The 22909-nt window shown below is 69.5% G+C and carries 22 protein-coding genes; 15 read left to right on the plus strand and 7 right to left on the minus strand.

Annotated features, from left to right (window positions below):
* Position 1: 1 nt before the first annotated feature.
* Positions 2-1243, plus strand: a complete 1242-nt coding sequence (locus tag ACQCO7_RS11905; RefSeq protein WP_464071793.1) for an MFS transporter — start codon at positions 2-4, stop codon at positions 1241-1243.
* The gene (locus ACQCO7_RS11910) at positions 1240-2259 is read left to right on the plus strand and encodes a TolB family protein (RefSeq protein ID WP_464071794.1); all 1020 of its coding nucleotides are present in this window, start codon (positions 1240-1242) and stop codon (positions 2257-2259) included. The genes ACQCO7_RS11905 and ACQCO7_RS11910 overlap by 4 nt, the downstream gene beginning before the upstream one ends.
* Here the strand turns inward: ACQCO7_RS11910 and ACQCO7_RS11915 are convergent.
* From ACQCO7_RS11915 to glnA, 3 genes are read right to left on the minus strand one after another with little or no spacing between them, the layout of a single operon-like run.
* Complete coding sequence (locus tag ACQCO7_RS11915) at positions 2252-2686, minus strand: type II toxin-antitoxin system VapC family toxin (RefSeq protein ID WP_464071795.1); 435 nt, start codon at positions 2684-2686, stop codon at positions 2252-2254. The genes ACQCO7_RS11910 and ACQCO7_RS11915 overlap by 8 nt on opposite strands.
* Positions 2683-2952, minus strand: a complete 270-nt coding sequence (locus tag ACQCO7_RS11920) for a hypothetical protein (protein ID WP_464071796.1) — start codon at positions 2950-2952, stop codon at positions 2683-2685. The genes ACQCO7_RS11915 and ACQCO7_RS11920 overlap by 4 nt, the downstream gene beginning before the upstream one ends.
* Before the next feature lie 46 nt (positions 2953-2998).
* The gene (gene glnA, locus ACQCO7_RS11925; protein WP_464071797.1) at positions 2999-4360 is read right to left on the minus strand and encodes a type I glutamate--ammonia ligase; all 1362 of its coding nucleotides are present in this window, start codon (positions 4358-4360) and stop codon (positions 2999-3001) included.
* Positions 4361-4695: 335 nt separating this feature from the next.
* Between glnA and ACQCO7_RS11930 the strand changes: the two genes are divergently transcribed.
* The 5 genes from ACQCO7_RS11930 to ACQCO7_RS11950 all read left to right on the plus strand — a co-directional run bounded on the left by ACQCO7_RS11930 (position 4696) and on the right by ACQCO7_RS11950 (position 9854).
* Positions 4696-5364 (plus strand): DUF3105 domain-containing protein, encoded by a 669-nt coding sequence (locus ACQCO7_RS11930; protein WP_464071798.1) that lies wholly within the window; start codon positions 4696-4698, stop codon positions 5362-5364.
* Positions 5361-5990 carry a DUF305 domain-containing protein gene (locus ACQCO7_RS11935; RefSeq protein ID WP_464071799.1) on the plus strand — a complete coding sequence of 210 codons (630 nt, stop codon included), beginning with the start codon at positions 5361-5363 and terminating at the stop codon, positions 5988-5990. Before ACQCO7_RS11930 ends, ACQCO7_RS11935 begins: the two co-directional genes overlap by 4 nt.
* Before the next feature lie 162 nt (positions 5991-6152).
* Positions 6153-8093 (plus strand): S53 family peptidase, encoded by a 1941-nt coding sequence (locus ACQCO7_RS11940; protein WP_464071800.1) that lies wholly within the window; start codon positions 6153-6155, stop codon positions 8091-8093.
* A gap of 194 nt (positions 8094-8287) precedes the next feature.
* A complete protein-coding gene (locus ACQCO7_RS11945) occupies positions 8288-9328 on the plus strand; it encodes a hypothetical protein (protein WP_464071801.1) in 1041 nt (346 codons plus the stop codon).
* A 4-nt stretch (positions 9329-9332) separates the two neighbouring features.
* Complete coding sequence (locus tag ACQCO7_RS11950) at positions 9333-9854, plus strand: hypothetical protein (RefSeq protein WP_464071802.1); 522 nt, start codon at positions 9333-9335, stop codon at positions 9852-9854.
* Between the two features lie 39 nt (positions 9855-9893).
* Here ACQCO7_RS11950 and ACQCO7_RS11955 read toward each other — a convergent pair whose 3' ends face one another.
* On the minus strand, positions 9894-10286 hold the full coding sequence (locus ACQCO7_RS11955) for a hypothetical protein (protein WP_464071803.1): 393 nt from the start codon (positions 10284-10286) through the stop codon (positions 9894-9896).
* 169 nt (positions 10287-10455) lie between these two features.
* Between ACQCO7_RS11955 and ACQCO7_RS11960 the strand changes: the two genes are divergently transcribed.
* Entirely contained in the window at positions 10456-12210 is a 1755-nt protein-coding gene (locus tag ACQCO7_RS11960) for an NAD+ synthase (protein WP_464071804.1), read from the plus strand.
* 211 nt (positions 12211-12421) lie between these two features.
* Here ACQCO7_RS11960 and panB read toward each other — a convergent pair whose 3' ends face one another.
* On the minus strand, positions 12422-13288 hold the full coding sequence (gene panB / locus ACQCO7_RS11965; RefSeq protein ID WP_409119492.1) for a 3-methyl-2-oxobutanoate hydroxymethyltransferase: 867 nt from the start codon (positions 13286-13288) through the stop codon (positions 12422-12424).
* 170 nt (positions 13289-13458) lie between these two features.
* Between panB and ACQCO7_RS11970 the strand changes: the two genes are divergently transcribed.
* From ACQCO7_RS11970 to ACQCO7_RS11985, 4 genes are all read left to right on the plus strand, one after another.
* A complete protein-coding gene (locus tag ACQCO7_RS11970; protein WP_464071805.1) occupies positions 13459-15051 on the plus strand; it encodes an MFS transporter in 1593 nt (530 codons plus the stop codon).
* Positions 15052-15147: 96 nt separating this feature from the next.
* A complete protein-coding gene (locus ACQCO7_RS11975; RefSeq protein ID WP_464071806.1) occupies positions 15148-15816 on the plus strand; it encodes a TetR/AcrR family transcriptional regulator in 669 nt (222 codons plus the stop codon).
* 189 nt (positions 15817-16005) lie between these two features.
* Entirely contained in the window at positions 16006-17055 is a 1050-nt protein-coding gene (locus ACQCO7_RS11980) for an endonuclease/exonuclease/phosphatase family protein (RefSeq protein WP_464071807.1), read from the plus strand.
* 133 nt (positions 17056-17188) lie between these two features.
* Positions 17189-18409 carry an MFS transporter gene (locus tag ACQCO7_RS11985; RefSeq protein WP_464071808.1) on the plus strand — a complete coding sequence of 407 codons (1221 nt, stop codon included), beginning with the start codon at positions 17189-17191 and terminating at the stop codon, positions 18407-18409.
* Positions 18410-18471: 62 nt separating this feature from the next.
* On the opposite strand, the gene ACQCO7_RS11990 is transcribed toward ACQCO7_RS11985, so the two are convergent.
* Positions 18472-19713 carry an MFS transporter gene (locus ACQCO7_RS11990; protein ID WP_464071809.1) on the minus strand — a complete coding sequence of 414 codons (1242 nt, stop codon included), beginning with the start codon at positions 19711-19713 and terminating at the stop codon, positions 18472-18474.
* Positions 19714-19740: 27 nt separating this feature from the next.
* Positions 19741-20325 carry a TetR/AcrR family transcriptional regulator gene (locus ACQCO7_RS11995; RefSeq protein ID WP_409119562.1) on the minus strand — a complete coding sequence of 195 codons (585 nt, stop codon included), beginning with the start codon at positions 20323-20325 and terminating at the stop codon, positions 19741-19743.
* 83 nt (positions 20326-20408) lie between these two features.
* Between ACQCO7_RS11995 and ACQCO7_RS12000 the strand changes: the two genes are divergently transcribed.
* From ACQCO7_RS12000 to ACQCO7_RS12010, 3 genes are all read left to right on the plus strand, one after another.
* Positions 20409-20999: a dihydrofolate reductase family protein gene (locus ACQCO7_RS12000; RefSeq protein ID WP_464071810.1), complete on the plus strand. Its 591-nt coding sequence runs from the start codon at positions 20409-20411 to the stop codon at positions 20997-20999.
* A gap of 69 nt (positions 21000-21068) precedes the next feature.
* Positions 21069-22094 (plus strand): ATP-binding cassette domain-containing protein, encoded by a 1026-nt coding sequence (locus ACQCO7_RS12005; RefSeq protein WP_464071811.1) that lies wholly within the window; start codon positions 21069-21071, stop codon positions 22092-22094.
* Positions 22091-22900 carry an ABC transporter permease gene (locus ACQCO7_RS12010; protein ID WP_464071812.1) on the plus strand — a complete coding sequence of 270 codons (810 nt, stop codon included), beginning with the start codon at positions 22091-22093 and terminating at the stop codon, positions 22898-22900. Before ACQCO7_RS12005 ends, ACQCO7_RS12010 begins: the two co-directional genes overlap by 4 nt.
* Positions 22901-22909 lie beyond the last annotated feature (9 nt).

Raw genomic sequence — 22909 nt, forward strand, 5'->3', positions numbered from 1 at the left:
GGTGTACGTAGCGGACAGCCGCACCAGCACCCCTCAGGCGCCGGCGTCCGCGGCGGTGGGGGCGCGGGTCGCCCCCACCGTGCTCGCGCTCGGCGCGGTCAGCCTGATCACGGACGTGTCGTCGGAGATGGTGACGGCCGTCCTCCCCCTCTACCTGGTCGCGGGCCTCGGCCTGTCCCCGCTGGGCTTCGGGCTCCTCGACGGCGTCTACAACGGCTTCTCCGCCGTCGTACGCCTCGTCGGCGGGCATCTCGCGGACCGGGGCGGCGGGCGCCACAAGTGGGTGGCGGGACTGGGTTACGCCATCTCGGCGGCCTGCAAGCCTCTGCTCCTCCTGGTGCACACGCTTACCCCCATAGGGCTGGTACTCGCGGCGGACCGCACCGGCAAAGGGCTGCGCACCGCGCCCCGTGACGCCCTGATCTCCCTCTCCTCCACCCCCGAGAACCGGGGTAGGTCTTTCGGGGTACATCGCGCGATGGACACGGCCGGCGCGCTGCTCGGCCCCCTGGCCGCGTTCCTGATCCTGCGGGCCACGGTCGACGGGTACGACGCCGTCTTCACCGTCAGTTTCTGCGTCGCCGTGACGGGTGTGCTGGTCCTGGTGCTGTTCGTGCCCGGCGGCCGGGCTGCAAGTGTCCCCGACACCCAACGGCCCACCCTGCGCGCGGCGTTGGCGCTCCTGCGGCACCGCACTCTGCGCCGTACGGCGATCTGCGCGCTGCTGCTCGGGCTCGCCACTGTCAGCGACTCCTTCGTCTACCTGCTGCTGCAACGCCGGCTCGATGTCCCCGACCGCTGGTTCGCCCTCCTCCCGCTCGGTACGGCGGCGGCGTTCCTGCTGCTGGCACTGCCGCTCGGCAGGGTCGCGGACCGGGTCGGGCGGTGGCGCGTGTTCCTCGCCGGACACGCGGCGCTGCTCGCGGCGTACGTCGTCCTGCTGGCCTCCTGGCACAGTGCCGCGCTGCCGTGTCTCGTGCTGTTGCTGCACGGCGCTTTCTACGCCGCCACCGACGGGGTCCTGATGGCCGCCGCCTCCGACAGCGTGCCCGAGGAGCTGCGCTCGTCCGGGCTCGCGCTCGTCCAGACCGGGCAGGCGCTCGCGCGTTTTGCCTGCTCACTGGGGTTCGGGGCGATGTGGACGGTGTGGGGGGACCGGACGGCGCTCGGGGTCTCGGCCCTCGCGCTGGCGCTGTGCGCGGGCGCCTCTCTGACCCTGCTGCGACCTGGGGACACGACATGAGTGTGCGTAACCGGTTTCTGGTGCTTTGCTGTGCGGTGCTCGTGCTGGCGGGGGTCGCGGTGGCATCCGTGCTGCACGCGTCGGCTCGCGCGGAGCGGCGGGACCAGGTGCGGGCGGGGGGACCCTCGGTGGCGTCCGGGGCGGTGTCGCTGGCCTCTCCCGGGCGGATGGTCTTCCGGAACATGGCGTGGGGGCCGCATCGGGACGAGGTGACATCCGTGCCGGCCGACGACCCCGGCGGGCCCCGTACCGCGTCCGGCGTCAAGTGTCTGCGCTTCTACGCCGCCACCTCGACCGGCGTATGCCTCCAGGCAGTTCACGGTGCCGTCTCCGACACGTACCGTGCGCTGATCCTGGACGCGTCGCTCCGTGAACGTTCCCGGTACGACGTCCCCGGCATCCCCTCCCGCGCCCGGGTTTCCCCCACGGGTCACTTCGCGGCGTGGACCGCCTTCGTCGGCGGCGACTCCTACGCGGGTACGAACTTCTCGACCCGCACGGCGATCGTGGACACACGCACCGGCGCCCTGATCCCGACGCTGGAGGACTTCGAGGTGGTGAAGGACGGGCACGCGTACGCCTCCCCCGACGTCAACTTCTGGGGGGTGACCTTCGCGAAGGACGACCGCACGTTCTACGCGACGATGGCGAGCAGGGGCAAGACGTACCTGATCCGGGGCGACCTGCTGAAACGCACGGCAACCACCCTCCACGAGAACGTCGAATGCCCGTCCCTCTCCCCCGACGGCACACGCGTGGCGTACAAGAAACGCGTCCCCGGCCTCTCGAAGGACGCACCGTGGCGCCTGTACGTCCTGAACCTGACGACGATGCGCGAAACCCCCCTCGCGGAGTCCCGAAGCGTCGACGACCAGGCGGTCTGGAAGGACGACCACACCGTCGTCTACGCCCTGCCTGGGGACTACGGGGCGGACCTGTACGAGATGCGGGCGGACGGGACGGGGACACCTCGGCGCATCAGCACCGCAGCCGTGTCCCCGGCCTTCGTCAACTGAGGTCGTCCGGCAGGATCCGGAAGTGCGTGTACCTGCCGCCGAGAGGGCGTACGGCTCTGAAGTCGCGCAGATCCCGGGTGAGCACGGCGTCGGTGTCGTACTCGGCGGCGAGCGCGACGTTCACCGCGTCCACGAGGTCGAGGGAACCGTAGCGGGCACGGACGGCCAGCGCGGCATCGAGGATCTCCGGGGTCGGAGGCGCGAGGACGAGGCGCATCTGACGTACGCGCGCGGTGAGCGAGCGAAGGATCCCGTCGGCCGCGGCGCGTCCCGCGCGGCTGGTGGCGACCTGGTGGACCTCGGTGAGGGCGAGCGGGGTGGCCACGAGGAAACCGCACTGGTCAGCGGCTTTCCTGGCCGCGTGGTGCGCGGGGTCGGACCGGTTGAAGAGGGCGAGGATTCCGGAGGTGTCGGCGACAGCGATCACGCCGCGCGGCCACCGCTCCGGCGCTCCTTCGCCTCGTACCCCTCGACGACGGCCGCCCGCGCCTCCTCGTGCTCGACGGGTCCGCCGAGATCGAAGGTCTCCTCGTCGGAGACGAACGGCTCGTCCCAGACGCGGCGCGACAGCGCGATCCGGTGGATACCCTCCCGGATCAGCTCCGCCTCCGACAGGCCGAGGCGAGCGGCGGCGTCCTTGATCAGGGTCAGGTCACTGTCGTCGGCGTAGACGTTGGTGCGCTTCAAGGCCATACCCCCAAGGTACAGGACGTGTACCACAGAGGTATGGCCGTTCCGGCTACAGCACCGGCAGGTTCTTCCGCAGTTCGAACGCCGTGACCTCGCTGCGGTACTCCTCCCACTCCTGGCGCTTGTTGCGCAGGAAGAAGTCGAAGACGTGTTCGCCCAACGTCTCCGCGACCAGGTCGCTGCGTTCCATCAGGGAGAGTGCCTCGCCGAGGTTCTGGGGGAGGGGTTCGATGCCCATGGCGCGGCGTTCCGCGTCCGAGAGGGCCCAGACGTCGTCCTCCGCGCCCGCGGGGAGTTCGTAGCCCTCCTCCACGCCCTTCAGGCCCGCCGCGAGGAGCAGCGCGTACGCCAGGTACGGGTTCGCGCCCGAGTCCAGGGAGCGGACCTCGATGCGGGCCGAGCCCGTCTTGCCGGGCTTGTACATGGGGACGCGGACCAGGGCGGAGCGGTTGTTGTGGCCCCAGCAGATGTACGAGGGGGCCTCGCCGCCGGCGCCGGCCGTGCGCTCCGTACCGCCCCAGATCCGCTTGTAGCTGTTGACCCACTGGTTCGTGACGGCGGAGATCTCCGCCGCGTGCTTCAGGAGGCCCGCGATGAAGGAGCGGCCGACCTTGGAGAGCTGGTACTCGGAGCCGGACTCGTAGAACGCGTTGCGGTCGCCCTCGAAGAGGGAGAGGTGCGTGTGCATGCCGCTGCCGGGGTGTTCCGAGAACGGCTTCGGCATGAACGTCGCCTGCACCCCCTGCTCCAGCGCGACCTGCTTCATGACGAGGCGGAACGTCATGATGTTGTCGGCGGTGGAGAGCGCGTCGGCGTACCGGAGGTCGATCTCCTGCTGCCCGGGCGCGCCCTCGTGGTGGGAGAACTCGACGGAGATGCCCATCGACTCCAGCATGGTGATCGCCTGGCGGCGGAAGTCCATGCCGATGTTCTGCGGCGTGTGGTCGAAGTAGCCGGAGTTGTCCGCGGGGGTCGGGCGGGACCCGTCGAGGGGGCGGTCCTTCAGGAGGAAGAACTCGATCTCGGGGTGGGTGTAGAAGGTGAAGCCCAGGTCGGAGGCGCGCGCGAGGGCGCGCTTGAGGACGTACCGGGGGTCCGCGAAGGACGGCGAGCCGTCGGGCATGAGGATGTCGCAGAACATCCGGGCCGTACCGGGCGCCTCGGCGCGCCACGGCAGCACCTGGAACGTCGACGGGTCCGGCTTGGCGATCATGTCGGACTCGTACACGCGCGCGAAGCCCTCGATCGCCGAGCCGTCGAACCCGATGCCCTCGTCGAACGCCTGCTCAAGCTCGGCCGGGGCCACCGCCACGGACTTGAGGAAGCCCAGCACGTCCGTGAACCACAGACGTACGAACCGGATGTCGCGCTCCTCCAGTGTCCGGAGCACGAACTCCTGCTGCTTGTCCATCTTCCGCTTCCCCATCCTTGCTGGTCAGGCCGCCGGCTCTGCGTCCCTTCGAGAGGCGGTCGGGCACCCGAGCATCACACCACAACACCATTTCATGCGCGTTGCCGACCATGATCGCCCGCCCGGCCCGGACCTGAACGCCTCACATACGCCAGGTGTACGACTCTGTCGCCCATCTTGCCTGCTCGAACCGGTATGCGTAATGCCCACCGGAGGGCCGGTCCGGCGGATCCGGCAGGGCTCTCTACACCATCCCCCTTCCCCGCATTACGATCAGCCCACTCGAACACCTCGAACACCCCCCACCGCCCCTGCCCCGAGAAGGACAGACATCCATGGGATCCGCGAAGAAGACCGCCAGTGCCGAGCGCAAGGCGCGAATAGAGGAGATGCGGCGGGCCGAGCAGGCCCGGGAGCGGCGCGGTCGGCTGCTGATGGTGGCCGGGAGCGTCGTGGTGGTCGCCGGGCTCGTGGCCGGCGGGGTCTTCGTCATCCAGAAGAGCAAGGACGACAACGACTCCAAGGCGGTCTCCGAGGCCAAGGCGTCGGGGAAGTTCGAGGTCGGATCGGACGGTGTCAGGACGTGGAAGGGCACGCTGGGCCGGACGCACGTGACCAAGAAGGTGACGTACCCGACCGTGCCGCCGGTCGGCGGGGATCACGCCGCCGTGTGGATGAACTGCAACGGTGACGTGTACACCAAGGCGCTGAACGACATGAACGCCGTGCACTCGCTGGAGCACGGCGCGGTGTGGGTGACGTACAACACCAAGGCACCGAAGGCCGATGTGGACGCGCTGGCCGAGAAGGTCAGGAAGACGCCGTACACGCTGATGAGCCCGGACGACAAGCAGGCGGACCCGATCATGCTGACGGCGTGGGGCCACCAGCGGACGGTGACCGCGGCGAGCGACCCGAACGTGGACAAGTTCTTCGAGAAGTACGTCCAGGGCGAGCAGACCCCGGAGCCGGGCGCCGCGTGCACGGGCGGGCTGGCGCAGTGAGGCTCGGACCGATCATCACCGGCGCGGCGGTGACCGCGCTGCTGGCGGCCGGCGGTATCGCGTACGCGGTGACGCAGGACGACGGCTCGGAGCGGACGCTGTCGGTGCCCGCGGCGGACTCGGCGGACGCCGGGTTCGCGCGCGACATGGCCGTCCACCACCAGCAGGCCGTGGAGATGTCGTACATCGTGCGGGACCGGACGGCCGACGAGGAGGTGCGCAGGCTCGCTTACGACATCGCGCAGACGCAGGCGAACCAACGGGGCATGCTCATCGGCTGGTTGGACCTGTGGGGGCTGCCGAAGGTGTCCGCGCAGGCGCCGATGACGTGGATGGGCATGGGGAACATGGCGTCCGGCGAGGACGGCGCGCTGATGCCCGGTATGGCCACCAACTCCGAGCTGGACAAGCTGCGTTCGCTGAACGGCAAGCAGGCGGAGGTGTTCTTCCTCCAGCTGATGACCGACCACCACAAGGGCGGGGTGCACATGGCCGAGGGCTGTGTCTCCAAGTGCGCGGTCGGCGTGGAGAAGCGGCTGGCCCAGGGCATGGTCGCGGCGCAGGAGTCGGAGATCCGGCTGATGGCGGACATGCTCAAGGAACGGGGCGCGGCGGCACGACCGTAGGGTTTTCCCTACAGTTCACGGAGATACCCACCAAATCACCCCAGAAGGGCGCCACTTGGTTTCCTCTTGATTCCCGCATTTCCCTGGCATGAACCGTTCATCGCGAGAGTGACCGGCACGTCGAGCGATCAGCTCTCGTCGAACCACATGACAGGGAGTCTCATGAGATCCAACCGTGCCGCGCTGCGCGCCGGAGTGAGCCTGGCGGCGGCGCTGCCGATGGTCGCCGGCGCGCTGGCCCTCGGTATACCCACGGCCCAGGCCGCGGACACCCCGGCCCGTGACACGCTGGCCGGGACCAAGCCGGCGTGGGCGACCGCGCGGGCCGACAAGGGCGCCACCGCCGACAGCGCCCAGGTCAACGCCCGGGTCTACCTCGCGGGGCGGGACGCGCAGGGCCTCGCCGCCCTCGCGAAGGCCGTCTCCGACCCGAACTCGGCGTCGTACGGCGCCTACTTGAGCACCCAGCAGGCGCAGTCCCGCTTCGGCGCGACCAAGGCTCAGGTGGCCGCGGTCCAGGCGTGGCTGACCAAGGCCGGGCTCCAGGTCACCGGCACGAACCAGCACTACGTGTCGGTCAGCGGCGATGTCGCCGCCGCCGAGCAGGCGTTCGGCACCCAGCTGCACAACTACACCAAGGACGGGCACACTTACCGCGCCCCCACCAAGGCGGCCTCCGTCCCGGCCTCCCTGGACGGCGCCGTCCTGACCGTCACCGGTCTCGACAACGCCCCGCACCGGGCCAGCGCCAAGGACCAGCTCCCGGCTCCGGGGACGGTGTTCGCGAACTCGGGCCCGTTCTCCTCGTACTACGGCTCCACCATCGCGAAGACGCTGCCGGACGCGTACGGCACGAAGATCCCGTACGCCGTGCAGGGCTACACCGGCAAGCAGCTGCGTGCCGCGTACGGCGCCGGCAAGTACACCGGCAAGGGTGTGCGCATCGCCATCACGGACGCCTACGCCTCCCCGACGATCGCGTTCGACGCGCAGACCTACGCCAAGGCGCACGGCGACGCGAAGTGGAAGACCGGCCAGCTCACGCAGGTGCTGCCGAAGACGTACACGAACACGAAGGACTGCGACGCCTCCGGCTGGTACGGCGAGGAGACCCTGGACGTCGAGGCCGTGCACGCGGTCGCGCCGGACGCGCAGGTCACGTACGTCGGCGGCGCCTCCTGTAGCGACCCCGACCTGCTCGACGCGCTGAACAAGGTCGTCGACAACCACCTCGCCGACATCGTCTCCAACTCCTGGGCCGACCTGGAGGGCGTCCAGACGCCCGACTCGGCCGCCGCCTACGACCAGACGTTCCAGTTCGGCGCGGTCGAGGGCATCGGCTTCTACTTCTCGTCGGGTGACGACGGCGACGAGGTCCTCAGCAGCGGCAAGAAGCAGGTCGAGACCCCGGCCAACTCGGCGTGGGTGACCGCGGTCGGCGGGACCTCGCTGGCGGTCGGCAAGGGCGACAAGTACCTGTGGGAGACCGGCTGGGGCACCGAGAAGGCGCTCCTGTCGGCCGACGGCAAGAGCTGGACCAAGTTCCCGGGGGCGTTCACCTCCGGCGGGGGCGGCGGCACCAGCAAGACCGTCCCCGAGCCCTTCTACCAGAAGGGCATCGTGCCGGACGCGCTCGCCAAGGCCAACAGCGCCGACGGCAACCGTGTCCTCCCGGACATCGCCGCGATCGCCGACCCGAACACCGGCTTCAAGGTCGGCCAGACCCAGACCTTCCCGGACGGCTCGCAGCAGTACGGCGAGTACCGCATCGGCGGCACCTCGCTCGCCGCGCCGGTCATCGCCGCCGTCCAGGCGCTCGCCCAGCAGGCGCGCGGCGGCAAGGCGATCGGCTTCGCGAACCCGCAGATCTACGCGAGGTTCGGGACGAAGGTGTACCACGACGTCACCGACAACCCGACGGGCAAGGGCCTCGCGGTCGCGCGCCTCGACTTCGTCAACGGCTTCGACGCGACGGGCGGCGTCACGACGTCCGTCCGCACCCTCGGCAAGGACAGCTCGCTGTCGGCCGTGAAGGGCTTCGACGACGTGACCGGTGTGGGCTCGCCCGCGCAGGGTTACGTGGAGTCGTACCGCAAGCACTGATCAGGCATCGGTATCGCGAAAAGGCGGGCACCCTCTTCCTTCGGGGAGGCGGGTGCCCGCTTTTTAGAATTCCGTGAGAGATTCCTGTGACAGTCGAGGAGATCTTGCACTTGATCTTCACGATCGCCAACTCGTAGCGTTTCTCCCGACAGAACTCCCACCTGAGAGTTCTCCCATCCTGACGGGGGATTTCCATGAAACGCCTCAGACCTCACTCGATAGCGGTCGCCCTCACCCTCCCGCTCGCCACCCTCACCTTCACCGGCACCGCGATCGGCACCGCGCAGGCCGTCTGCACGCAGGCCACGACCGGCACCGTGGGCCCTGGCTGCGGCTCCAGCCCGAGCCCGACCCCGACGACGAGCCCCAGCCCCTCCCCGTCCCCCTCCTCCACCGGCGTCCCCGGCGTGAGCATCGGCAGCGACGGGTGGATCACCTACACGGACGACGAGACGTCGAGGCTGGGCGTCACCGGGACGGTCACCACGCTCAACGGCACCGTCCAGAGCGACGGCACCTGCCAGTTCGACTCCGAGCTCTCCGGTTCGTCGAGCTCCCCCACCTACCAGCAGGAGGTCGGCTACAACCCGACGACCTGCCAGCAACGCATCCTCACCGGCTCCATCTCGGCCTCCGCCGAAGCCTCCCTGGCCTCCCCCGCGGACACCAACGCCACCCCGGAGACCGCGCAGACGGGCACGGCGACGGGCGACACGGCCAACGCCGTCGGCGCGGCGAACCAGCCCTTCAACGGCGACGGTATGCCGCAGAGCCCGGCCAGCGGCACCTCGTTCAGCAACGCGCACACCAAGACGGCGTGGATCGACCCCATCAACGTCACCATCACCTCGCTGACCACCAACCTCCGCTGGCCGCTGTACGGCGCCGGCGGCTCCATCACCGCCCGCAACAACGCGTACAAGTTCAAGTACGACGGCTGGTCGACGTCCGGCACCCCGAAGCCGAGCATCTCGACGGTGAGCGGCGGCTGGAGCACGGGGGGCGCGGAGACCTTCCGCAACAACGACTTCGAGAACTACGTGATCGCGATCCTCGGCCCGTCCGGCTGGGCGGCCTGCGGCTTCAACTCCGACACCGCCGTCTTCAAGCACAACGTGCACGTGACCGGCCTGCGCAACGGCGACTACCAGTCCAAGTGGAGCGACAGCAAGGCCGGCGGCTGCTCGAACCTGGTGCACCACCGCAAGTCCGCCGGCTACGGATGGACCTCCTGAACCGATGAGACGGTCCATCGTCGCGGCGGTGCTCGCCCTCGCCGCCACCGGGTGCAGCGGGCCCGCGGTGAACGGCGCCCCCGACCCCTCCGGCTCGGCCACCGCGGCGTCGGCCTCCCCGGGAGCGGTCGCCGCCGCGTACTCGCAGGCCCTCTTCTCGGGCGGCTACGACCGTGCGGAGTCCTACGTACGGCCGAGCGACCAGGGCCTGCTCAAGGTCCTGTTCGCCGGGATGGCCCAGTCCTCCGTGCGGGCCACGGGGCTCGGGGTCGGGGCGGTGCACACCCAGGCCGGTTCCGGGACGGTCGTCCTCATCGGGAAGATGTGCAGTTCCGCGCCGGTACCGAAAGGTGCGGCAGGTAATCCCCACCCGCACGAAAAATGCACGGAGAACAAGAATCCGGTCAGCACCGACCCGGCATTCAAGGTGTCCGTGTGCGAGGATTCCGGGAAATGGTACGTGTGCTTCCCGGAATTCGACCGGGCGGCGCAGGCCGCGCATTCCGGTGCGCCGGTGAAGAAATAGGTGCCGGTGAAATAGGCGCCGGTGAAGAATTGAAGAAAGTCACCGTGGTGAGTGGTTCCGCCGCTCACCACGGTGCGTCAGGTGGTGAATGACGAATCCCGCGGCGACCAGCAGGACGCCGCCCGCGAGGAACGGCACGGGCGTGTACTCGTCGGTGCAGGTGCTGCCGCCGGACACCGCGTGGCAGACGCTCCCGGGACCGCCCCGGTTGAGGTACGCGAGGTAGAAGAGGAGCAGGGCCGGGCCCGTGAGGCTGCCGGCGGCGGCGTCGCGGGGACCCTTGCGCAGCAGGAGGACGGCACCGACGACCGCGGCGACGAGCAGTACCGGCCCGATCGAGAGGATCGCGGCGACTCCGGTGGCGGCGCACGCGCCCACCGCGGCCCAGGCGAGGAACCAGCCCCAGTCCGCGGGCCTGTTTCGTGAGGTCATACACCCATTCAAGGCGCGGACATGACATGGCGACAAGGGACTTCAGGAACCCATTGCCCTCCCATGAGCCCCCGTTGTCCTGGCGAAACGTATGGTCCGGGCCCCGCAGTGAGCTGCCCGACACCGCGCACCACCCCATCGCGTCGCTCTGACGATTAGACTGGGGAACGTGCCTCAACTTCGTCTCGCTCTGAACCAGATCGACTCCCGCGTCGGCGACCTCACCGGCAACGCCGAGGCGGTCCTCCGCTGGACCCGGCACTCCGCCGAGCAGGGTGCGCATCTCGTGGCGTTCCCGGAGATGGTGCTGACCGGCTACCCCGTCGAGGACCTCGCGCTGCGCTCCTCCTTCGTGGCGGCGTCCCGTACGGCTCTGCGCGCGCTCGCCGCCCGCCTCGCCGAGGAGGGCTTCGGTGAACTCCCGGTCGTCGTCGGCTACTTGGACCGCTCCGACGCCGCGCAGCCGAGGTTCGGCCAGCCGGCGGGCGCCCCGCGCAACGCGGGCGCGGTGCTGTACGGCGGTGAGGTGGCGCTGACGTACGCCAAGCACCACCTGCCCAACTACGGCGTCTTCGACGAGTTCCGCTACTTCGTGCCCGGGGACACGATGCCGGTGATCCGGGTGCGCGGCGTCGATGTCGCCCTCGCGATCTGCGAGGACCTCTGGCAGGACGGCGGCCGGGTGCCCGCCGCGCGCTCCGCCGGGGCGGGTCTGCTGCTGTCCATCAACGCCTCGCCGTACGAGCGCGACAAGGACGACACCCGGCTCGAACTGGTCCGCAAGCGTGCGCAGGAGGCCGGTTGCACGACCGCCTATCTCGCGATGATGGGCGGCCAGGACGAGCTGGTCTTCGACGGCGACTCGATCGTGGTCGACGCGAGCGGGGAGGTCGTGGCGCGTGCGCCCCAGTTCTCCGAGGGGTGTGTGGTCCTGGACCTCGATCTGCCCGCCGCCTCGGACGACGCTCCGACCGGCCTGGTGGACGACGGGCTGCGCATCGACCGCGTAGTCCTCTCGGGGGACCCGGTCGCGTCGTACGAGCCGACGATGCGCGGCGCGTACGCCGAGCGGCTCGACGACGACGAGGAGGTCTACTCGGCGTTGGTGGTAGGTCTCAGGGCGTACGTCGAGAAGAACGGCTTCCGGTCGGTCCTGATCGGTCTGTCGGGCGGCATCGACTCCGCGCTCGTCGCGGCCATCGCCTGCGACGCGGTCGGCGCGGCCAACGTGTACGGCGTCGCCATGCCGTCCAAGTACTCCTCGGACCACTCCGAGGGGGACGCGGCGGAGCTGGCGCGGCGGACGGGCCTCAACTTCCGTACGGTGCCGATCGCCCCGATGTTCGACGCGTACATGGCGTCCACGGAGCTGACCGGGCTCGCCGAGGAGAACCTCCAGTCCCGGCTGCGCGGCACGCTCCTGATGGCCATCTCCAACCAGGAGGGGCACATCGTCCTCGCCCCCGGCAACAAGTCCGAGCTGGCGGTGGGGTATTCGACGCTGTACGGCGACTCGGTGGGGGCGTACGGCCCGATCAAGGACGTGTACAAGACGTCGATCTTCCGCCTGGCGGAATGGCGCAACCGGGCTGCCGCCGAGCGCGGCCAGACCCCGCCGATCCCGGAGAACTCGATCACGAAGCCCCCGAGCGCGGAACTCCGCCCCGGCCAGGTGGACACGGACTCCCTCCCCGACTATCCGGTCCTGGACGCGATCCTGGAGCTGTACGTGGACCGCGACCAGGGCGCCGACGCGATCATCGCCGCCGGGTACGACCGTGAGCTGGTCGTCAAGACGCTGCGCATGGTCGACACGGCCGAGTACAAGCGGCGTCAGTACCCGCCGGGCACGAAGATCTCGGCGAAGGGCTTCGGCAAGGACCGCCGGCTGCCGATCACGAACGGGTGGCGGGAGTCGGTGTAACGCCGAGCAACCGCTTGCACGACGCAGCCCGCCGACGGGGGACGATCGGCGGGCTGCGTTGTTGTGCCGGGAGTGGTTCAGTGGCTCGGCCTGTTGGTGGCTCGGTGGCCGAGTGGCTCGGTGGCTCAGCCTGTCGGTGGCTCGGTGGCTCGGTGGCTCGGTGGACGAGTGGCTCAGCCACTCACTGGCTCAGCCACTCGGCCTCTCAGCCTCAGTGCACCGAGTGCTCCTCCTGCGGGAACGTTCCGCCCACCACGTCCTCCGCGTACGCCTTCGCCGCGTCCGTCATCACCTTGCGGAGGTCGGCGTACTGCTTGACGAACTTGGGGACGCGGCCGGGGGTCAGGCCGAGCATGTCCGTCCAGACCAGGACCTGCGCGTCCGTGTCGGGGCCCGCGCCGATGCCCACCGTCGGGATGTGCAGGACCCGCGTCACCTCGGCGGCGATCTCCGCCGGGACCAGTTCGAGGACGACGGCGAAGGCGCCCGCGTCCTGGACGGCCTTGGCGTCGCGCAGGAGCTGGGCGGCGGCCTCCTCGCCCCGGCCCTGGACGCGGTAGCCCATCGCGTTGACGGACTGCGGGGTCAGGCCGATGTGGGCCATGACGGGGATGCCGGACTCGACGAGCAGCCGGATCTGCTCGTGGGACCGCTCACCCCCCTCCAGCTTGACCGCGCCGACCCCGGCCTCCTTGACCAGCCGGGTCGCCGAGCGCAGCGCCTGGACGGGGCCCTCCTGGTACGACCCGAACGGCAGGTCGCCGACGATCAGCGAGCGCGTCGTACCGCGCACGACGGCCGCCGAGAGCATGGTCATCTCGTCGAGGGTGACGGGTACGGTCGTCTCGTAGCCGAGGTGGCAGTTGCCCGCCGAGTCGCCGACGAGGATCACGGGGATCCCGGCCTCGTCGAAGACGGACGCGGTCATCGCGTCGTACGCGGTGAGCATGGGCCACTTCTCGCCGCGCTCCTTGGCGAGGGCGATGTCGCGGACCGTGATGCGGCGGGTGCCCTTCCCCCCGTACAGCGCTTTGCTGCCGTCGGAGGGCTTGGTCTGGGCAGCCGAAAGCTGCGTCATGGCAACGGCTCCTTCATGTCATCTCGAAGCGCCCTTACGGCGTCCCCGGATCACCCCCATGGTCGCACTTGAGGACTACGGGGGCCAGAGCGCCCCCGGCAGGTAAGAGACGGGTAAGGATTAACGATACGGATCGGTGCCGTATCGGAATGAGACCTACCCTCGGAGGTATGACCACTCCCGCCGCCCCCGCAGGGCCCCGCATACCGGAAGCCGTCCACAGGCGGCGCTGGGCGATCCTCGGCGTCCTGATGCTGAGCCTGCTGATCGTCGTGCTCGACAACTCGATCCTGAACGTCGCGATCAAGACCATCTCCACCCCGGCCCCGGTCGGACTCGGCGCGACGCAGAGCGAGTTGGAGTGGGCGATCAACGCCTACACCCTCGTCTTCGCCGGACTCCTGTTCTCCGCCGGGCTGTTGGGCGACCGGATCGGCCGCAAGAGGGTGCTGCTCGGCGGGCTCGCGGTGTTCGGGATCGGTTCCGCGCTGGCCGCTGAGTCCGCCTCGCCGGGTCAACTCATCGCGTTCCGGGCGCTGATGGCGCTGGGCGCGGCGTTCGTGATGCCGGCGACGCTGGCCGTCCTGATGAACGTCTTCGAGCGCGAGGAGCAGCCGAAGGCGATCGGCATCTGGGCGGGCGGCGTGGGCCTCGCCATCGCCATCGGGCCGATCACCGGCGGGGTCCTGCTCGACCACTTCTGGTGGGGCTCGGTGTTCTTCATCAACGTCCCGATCGTGCTGATCGCGGTCGCGCTGATGGTGTGGCTCGTCCCCGACTCCCGCGACCCGAACCCCGGCCGGATCGACCCCGTGGGCGTCGTACTCTCGGTGGTGGGACTCGTACTCCTGGTGTACGGGATCATCAAGGGCGGCGAGCTGGCCGACTTCACCGACACGACGGTGCTGGTGACGATCCTCACGGGGCTCGCGGTGCTGACCGGGTTCGTGCTGCACGAGAAGCGCAGCGACCATCCGTCGATCGACATCACGTACTTCAAGAACAAGGTGTTCTCGGCGGCCATCGCGGCCATCGCGCTCGTCTTCTTCGCGCTGATGGGCGTGACGTTCTTCTCGGTGTTCTACACGCAGAGCGTGCGCGGCTACTCCCCGCTGGAGACGGGCCTGCTGATGCTGCCGCTGGCCGCCGCGCAGATGATCTTCGCGCCGCGCGCCCGGCTGGTCGTCGACCGGATCGGCAACAAGGCGACGACGACCGGCGGGCTCGTGATGATCGCCGGGACGCTGCTCGCGTTCGCGACGTTCGACAAGGACACGCCGATCTGGCTGCTCGAGGTCGTGTTCTTCCTCATGGGCGCCGGTATGGCGCACATCATGACGCCGACGTCGGTGGTCATCATGCAGGCGCTGCCGCGCGAGAAGGCGGGGTCGGCGAGCGCGCTCAGCAACACGTTCCGCCAGGTCGGCGGCGCGCTCGGGATCGCCGTACTCGGCTCGGTGCTGTCGACGTCGTACCGGAACGGGATCCAGGACCATCTGACGTCCGTCCCGCCCGGGTTGCGGGAGACGGCGGGCGAGTCGATCGAGGCGACGCTGGGCGTGGCCGCGAAACTCGGGCCGCAGGGGCGGCAGTTGGTGGGTCCGGCGGACGACGCGTTCCTGCACGCGATGCATGTCACCGCCGTGTGGGGGGCGGGGGTGGCGGTGATCGGCGCGGTGGTGGTCGCCCTGTTCCTGCCGGGGAAGCCGCAGCCGGACGCTCAGGGCGAGGAGAAGGAGGAGGAGTTGGCGCGGAAGGGCTGACGCCGGTCTCGTGCCCCGGTACCCCCGGTACCCCGTACCCGGGTATGAGCCGCACCCCCTCCCCCACACCTGCCCCCCATGGACGAAGATCGCCAGATGACCACTGACACCGGCAAGCCTCTCCCGCCCCGGGGCCGCCCCCGCAGCGAAGCGGTCGAGCAGGCCATCATCGAGGGCACGATGAAGCTCCTCGAAGACGGCGTCTCCCTCGCCGAGCTCTCCATCGAGCGCATCGCCCGCACCGCTGGTGTCGGCAAGGCCGCGATCTACCGCCGCTGGAGCAACAAGGAGGAACTCTTCGTCGACGTGATCCGCGCGGCGGAACCGGAGGACCCCGAACTCCCCGGCACGTCCATGCGAGATGACCTGGTCGCCCTGCTGGAGGCCCTGCGCAGACGGGGGTTGGCGAGCCGTTCCTCGGCGATCCTCCACAGCGTGCAGGCGCAGATGAAGAGCAGCCCGAAACTCTGGGCGTTCTACCACAGCGTCGTCATCGAACCCCGCCGCAGAAAGGGCCTCGAAGTCCTGCGCCGGGGCCGGGAGAACGGCGAACTCCGTACCGACCGCGACCTGAACCTGATCAACGACCTGTTCGTCGGCCCCCTGCTGACCCGCTCGATCCTGCGCCCCGACTCGGATCTCCCGGAGGGTCTGGCGGAGGACGTCGTGGACACTCTGCTCGAAGGGCTACGACCCGTCAGCACACAGGAGAAACGGCCGGAAAACAGCACGCACACAGGGACACGTCCCGTCGGACCCCGCTGAGAATTCGGAATGTCCGTATTCCGTCACAGACCCCGCCCCGAGCAGCGGGAACGGAACTCCGGACGCCCCCGTGCTCGTCCAAGTCTCCATACGGCCGTCATGGGACGGCGGGATCGGAGCCGATCATCCCCTAGGGTCATACACACGGGGGACGGACGGTGTGCACGGCAGGCAGTGAGGCGACACGGTATGGCGCAGCAGGCGTACTTGACGGAGACGGCGGACGGCGGGCCGGGGCCCGAACGTCGAGGAGACCGTATCCGGCGCCTGGCAAGCCGCTTCACCTCCGGCTGGCGCGGGAACCGGGGGATCTGGCGGCGCGGGATCGTGCTCGCCGTGTTCGCGGCGCTGATCGCGGGCGTGATGGTGCTGCACTCGCACATCCCGAACCGGTACGGCAACCTCGGCAGCCTCATCGAGACGTTCCTGCCGTGGATCGGGGTGTTCGTGCCGGTCCTGCTGGTGCTGGCGCTGGTCCGCAAGTCGGCGACGGCACTGATCGCGACGGTCCTGCCGGTCGCCGTGTGGCTGAACCTCTTCGGCGGCCTCGTCATCGACCGTACGGGGACGGGCGGTGACCTCACCGTCGCGACCCACAACGTGAACGCGGACAACCCGGACCCGGAGGGTACGGCGCGGGACGTCGCCGCGTCCGGGACGGACGTACTGGCGCTGGAGGAGCTGAAGGCGTCGGCGGTGCCGACGTACGAGAAGGCACTGTCAACCACGTACCGCTACCACGCCGTTGAGGGCACGGTCGGGTTGTGGAGCAAGTACCCGATCAGTGAAGTCTCCGGTGTGGACATCAAGTTGGGGTGGACGCGGGCGATGCGGGCGACCGTGAAGACGCCCGAGGGCGAGATCGCGGTCTTCGTCGCCCATCTGCCGTCCGTGCGCGTGAAGTTGAAGGCCGGGTTCACGGCCCGGCAGCGGGACAAGAGCGCCGACGCGCTCGGGGAGGCCATCGCCGACGAGCGGTTGCCGCGCAAGATCCTGCTGGGCGACCTCAACGGGACCATGAACGACCGGTCGTTGAACGCGGTGACGTCGCAGATGCGGTCGACGCAGGGAGCCGCCGGGAGCGGGTTCGGGTTCAGCTGGCCGGCGTCGTTCCCGATGGCGCGGATCGACCAGATCATGGTGCAGGGGGTGGAGCCGGTGACGTCGTGGACGCTGCCGAAGACGGGGAGCGATCACCTGCCGGTGGCGGCTCGGGTGGACCTGACCAAGACCGATTGATTTAATGTAAGGACATGAAGCCGTAACCCTGAGGAATAGAAGGCACGGCAGGCTTTGTTCCGTCAGTGAACAAATAAGCGGTACGATGAACGTACCGCTCCCCTGTGCCCTCTTCCGAAAAGGTCGCCCCGCCATGCCCCTCGCCCTGCTCGCACTCGCCATCGGCGCGTTCGGCATCGGCACCACCGAGTTCGTGATGATGGGCCTGCTGCCCGACGTCGCCGACGACCTCGGTATCTCCGTCCCCAGCGCCGGTCACCTCGTCTCCGCGTACGCGCTCGGCGTCGTCATCGGCGCGCCGCTGCTCGCGGCGGTCACGGCCCGGATGGCCCGCCGCAAGGTCCTGATCGGCCTGATGGTCCTCTTCGTGGCCGGCAACGCGCTGTCCGCGTTCGCGCCCGGGTACGACTCGCTGCTCGCCGCGCGCTTCCTGAGCGGGCTGCCGCACGGGGCGTTCTTCGGGGTCGGCGCGGTCGTCGCGACGACCCTCGTCGCGCCCGAGCGCAAGGCCCGCTCCGTCTCCCTGATGTTCCTCGGCCTCACGATCGCCAACGTCGCGGGCGTCCCCGTCGCGACCCTCGTCGGCCAGCATCTCGGGTGGCGGGCCACGTTTCTCGGCGTCAGCGTGATCGGTCTGGTGGCGATCGCGTCCCTCGCGGCGCTGATTCCGTACGACCGTGAGGCGCCCGTTCCCTCCGTCGGGCTCCGCAGCGAGCTGACGGCGCTCAGGTCGCTGCCCGTCTGGCTCGCGCTCGGTACGACCGTCGCGGGGTTCGGGGCGCTGTTCTCGGCGTACAGCTATGTGACGCCGATGCTGACGGACTCCGCCGGGTTCGCCGAGTCCAGCGTGACGCTGCTGCTGGCGCTGTTCGGGGTCGGGGCGACTGTCGGGAACCTGGTCGGTGGGCGGCTCGCGGATCACTCCCTGCGGAGGACTCTGTTCGGTGGGATGGCGTCCCTCGCGGGTGTGCTGGCTCTGTTCCCGGTGATGATGTCGGCGCAGTGGAGTGCGGCGCTTGCCGTGACGCTGCTGGGAGTTGCCGCGTTCGTCACGGGGTCGCCGCTTCAGATGATGGTGATGGAGAAGGCTGCTGCGGGTCCTTCGTTGGCGTCTTCCGCGAACCAGGCCGCGTTCAACTTGGCGAACGCCGGCGGCGCTTGGATCGGGGGGCTTGCTCTGGCCGGCGGGTTCGGGGTTACGTCTCCGGCTGTGGCGGGGGCTGTGCTTGCCGTGCTGGGGCTGGGAGTTGCGGGGGTTGCGTACGGGGTGGATGTGCGGCGGGGGTTGCAGGGTGGGCGCGAGCGGGTTGTGGCTGGGCATGTGCCGGAGCAGGTGGGGGTCGTACAGCATTGAGGCCGGGTGCGGGTTCAATGTGGCTGGTCGCGCAGTTCCCCGCGCCCCTAAAGGGCAGATGCTCATCCGGCGTTTGATAGCTCGGGTTCGCCTTCCCTCGCCTCCCTCGTCCGGGAGCAAGCCAGTGCAACCGCTTGTGCAACCGCCCCGGCTATCCCCACCCACAGCGCGAACCGGTAACTCACCCCGTCCGCCAGCAAGCCCCCGACCGGCGCCCCTACCGCCACCATCCCCCAGTTGAACGAGCGGATGGTGGCGTTCATCCTCCCCCTCAGCCGGTCCGGGGTTGCCGACTGGCGGTAGGCCAGTTCCACCGGGGACTCCACGGAGATCGCGAAGGAGACGGCGAAGAAGGCCAGGCACACGGCCGGGAGGGCCCAACTCCCTTGCTGAGCCAGGGGGATGGGAAGCCAGCAGACGGCGGCCACGATGCGGAACGCGACCAGTGTCGGGCCTACGTCGAGCCGTCGCGCGACCCTGCCGGACACCGCGCCGCCCAGCACCGACCCCACCGCCGCGCACGCGTACGTCAGCCCCAACCCGAAGCTTCCGACGCGGAGTTCACGCAGCGCGAAGACCACGAACACGGTCGACACCATGGAGTTGAAGAGCAGCATCGCGTGGGAGGTGAGGGCGATGGGGGCGAGCGTCCGGTGCCGGTAGACCCATCGGACGCCTTCCTTCAACTCCCGCACCAGACCGCGCCGTTCACTCTTCTCGGGAACGGGGTCGTCGGCCTTGAGCGTGGCGAGGAGGAGGCCGGACACGACGTAACTGGCCGCGTCCACCAGGACGGCGAGCGGCGCTCCCAGCCACCGCACCAGCGCCCCGGCGATCAGCGGGCCCGCCGATCCGGCGACCGCCGACGCCTGCTCGGTGCGCGCGTACGCGGAGTTGAGCTGTGCCTCGGGGACCAGGCGGGGTACGAAGGACTGACTCGCCGCGTCGAACAGCAGGCTCAGTACACCGGACGCGAAGACGACCACGCACAGGGTCGTGATGGTCAGCAGACCGAGGCCGCACAGCACGGGGATCAGCGCCAGGACGACGCCGCGCGCCAGATCCACCCCCACCATGACGGGTTTGCGCCGCCACCGGTCCACCAGCACCCCGGCCACCAGCCCGAACAGCAGATACGGCAGCCAGCGGACGGCGCTGACGACCCCCACCTCGGTGGCGCTCGCGCTCAGCGTGACGGCCACGAGGATCTGGAGGGCGAGCCCGGTGACCTGGGAGCCGAAGGCGGAGACGGCGAAGGCGGTCCAGAAGCGGGGGTATCCGGAGGTGTCGATCAGTCTCGGCATGATCGGGCCGTACCCGCGCGGGGTCCCTCAAGAACCGGAGGCCCCCACGATCCGCTCCACCGCCGCCGTCACCAGCGCCTCGCGCTCCTCCTCGCCGAACACGTCCGGCAGGGTGAGCTGTTCGACGATCAGCCAGTTCAGCGTGAGGATCAGGAGTTTGACGGCGGTCGCGTCGCCGGGGAGGCCGGATGCCTCGTGGTACGCGATGTTCGCGTCGACGTCCGCGCGGACGCGGTCCGTGAGGAGGGCACGGAGGGCCGGGCGGCGGGTGGCTTCGAGGCGGAGTTCGAGGAGGGCCAGGTAGCCGGTGCGGAAGGAGGAGACACGGGTGACCAGTTCGCGCATCAGCGCGGCGTACGTCTCGCGGTCCCTGCCCGCCTCGCGCTGGCGCGTGATCGTCGCCTCGTCCGGCTGGAGGCGTTCGTAGACGCGGGCTCCGGACTGGGTGAGGAGGTCGTCGCGGTTGAGGAAGTAGTTGGAGGTCGTGCCGGGGGGTACGGCGGCCTCCTGGTCGACCGCGCGGAAGGTGAGGCCGCGCGCGCCCTCCCTCGCGAGGACCTCCAGCGCGGCGTCCGTGAGGGCGACACGCCGTTCGTCGTTCCGTCTCGCCATTGACACCACTCCATGTGTAGTACTAACTTCACCCGACACCGGGAACCACTACACCCAGAGTACTACGACTGGAGTTGACCAGCTTGCGCAAGCTCTCGTACTACGTCGCCCTGACCCTCGACGGCCGGATCGCGGGACCCACCGGTGAGTACGACTTCTTCCCGTTCGGCGACGCCGAGCAGGCCGCCGCCTACACCTCAGGTACTACCTCCCTGTACCCCGACACGGTCCCGACGGCCATGCGCGAGGGCCTCGGCCTCAGCGGCGTACCCAACAAGCGCTACGACACGGTCCTGATGGGCCTCGGAACCTACCGCCCGGCCCTGGACGCCGGGATCACGAGCCCGTACGCGCACCTGCGGCAGTACGTCGTCTCCAGCACCCTGGACCCGGCCGCGCACCCGGACGTCACCGTCGTACCGGGTGAACCCCTGACTCTCGTACGGGAGTTGAAGCAGGAGGAGACGGGATTGGACATCTGGCTGTGCGGGGGCGGGAAGCTCGCCGGGCAGTTGCTGACGGAGATCGACGAGCTGGTGATCAAGAGCTATCCGGTGGTCGCGGGGGCGGGGATCCCGGCGTTCGAGGGGGCCTTCGACCCGACCGTGTTCGCGGCGGCGGAGCGGACGGCGTTCACGAACGGGGTAACTCTCACGAGGTACGTGCGCGGGTAGCACGCGCCGTCGGTGAGCTGTCGGTCGTCTGTCGGTGCTTTGTCGGTGCCCCCTGTCAGGGTGGAGGACATGAAGCGAACCGACATCAACCTCAACGGCGGGGGAAGCGCCGTCACCGTACGGGGACTGGTCAAGCACTACGGCGAGACCAAGGCGCTGGACGGGGTCGATCTGGAGGTCAGGGAGGGAACCGTGCGGGGCGTCCTGGGGCCGAACGGCGCCGGGAAGACCACCCTCGTGCGTATCCTCTCCACGCTGCTGCGGCCCGACGCGGGGGACGCGACGGTGGCCGGGTACGACGTACTGCGCCAGCCCCGGCAGCTGCGCCGGGTGATAGGGCTGACCGGGCAGTACGCGTCCGTGGACGAGAAGCTGCCGGGCTGGGAGAACCTGTACCTGATCGGGCGCCTGCTCGACCTGTCCCGCAAGGACGCGCGGGCGCGGGCGGACGAGCTGCTGGAGCGTTTCTCGCTCACCGAGGCCGCCAAGCGCCCGGCGAAGACGTACTCCGGCGGTATGCGCCGCCGCCTCGACCTCGCCGCCTCGATGATCGGCTCCCCGTCCGTCCTGTTCCTGGACGAGCCGACGACCGGCCTCGACCCGCGCACGCGCAACGAGGTGTGGGACGAGGTGAAGCGGATGGTCGGCGACGGCGTCACCGTCCTGCTCACCACCCAGTACATGGAGGAGGCCGAGCAGTTGGCGTCCGAGCTGACCGTCGTCGACCGGGGCAAGGTCGTCGCGGAGGGCCGGGTGGACGAGCTGAAGGCGAAGGTCGGCGGCCGGACCCTGCGCGTGAAGCCCCTGGAAACCGCCGAGTTGAACCCGCTCGCGCGGATGCTCGACGACCTCGGCATCACCGGACTCGCGCAGACGACGGTCGACGCGGAGACCGGCACGCTGCTGGTACCGATCCTCAGCGACGAGCAACTCACCGCCGTCGTGGGCGCGGTGACCGCACGCGGCATCACCATCTCCTCCATCTCCACCGAACTCCCCAGCCTGGACGAGGTGTTCCTGTCGATCACCGGCCACCGCGCCGGTACCGCGCCGGACAGCTTCGCCACCGAACCCCGCGAGGAGGTCGCCGTATGAGCGCCGCCACCGTTCAACTCGCCGACGACCGCATCCCGTTGAGATCCCACCTGCGGCACACCGGCGCGCTGGTCCGCCGCAACCTGCTGTGGATCCGCCAGGACCCGGAGTCGATGTTCGACGCACTGCTGATGCCGGTGGTCTTCACCCTGCTGTTCGTGTACGTCTTCGGCGGCTCGATCGGCCAGGCGCTCGGCGGCGGCCAGGACCAGTACGTGCAGTACGTCATCCCCGGCATGATCGCGATGATGTCGATGACGCTCTCGCAGGGCGTCGGCACGGGCTTCAGCCAGGACTTCAACTCCGGTGTCATGGACCGCTTCCGGTCGCTGCCGATCGGCCGGGGCTCGGTGCTCTTCGCGAAGATCGCCGTCGAGCTGGTGCGGATGCTGTTCGCGACCGTCGTCCTGATGATCGTCGCCGTGCTGGTCGGCTTCGAGATCACGAGCTGGCCGGGGCTGCTGGCGGCGGTGGGCCTCGCGACCCTGTTCGCCTCGTCGATCATGTGGGTGTTCCTCACGCTCGGCGTGATCATGAAGAACGCGCAGTCGGTGCAGGCGATGGGCTTCCTGGTGCTGTTCCCGCTCCAGTTCGGCTCGTCGATCTTCACGCCGACCGGCAAGATGCCGGGCTGGCTACAGAAGTTCACCGACTACAACCCGCTGTCCACGCTCGCCGACGCGGCGCGCGGACTGATGGTGGGCGGCCCGGTCGCGCACGACCTGTGGATCACGCTCGGCTGGTCGGCGGCGATCACCGCCGTCATGGCGCCGGTCGCGATCCACAAGTTCCGCACGAAGACGTGATGTCGACGG

The sequence above is a fragment of the Streptomyces saintjeani genome, assembly GCF_055409605.1.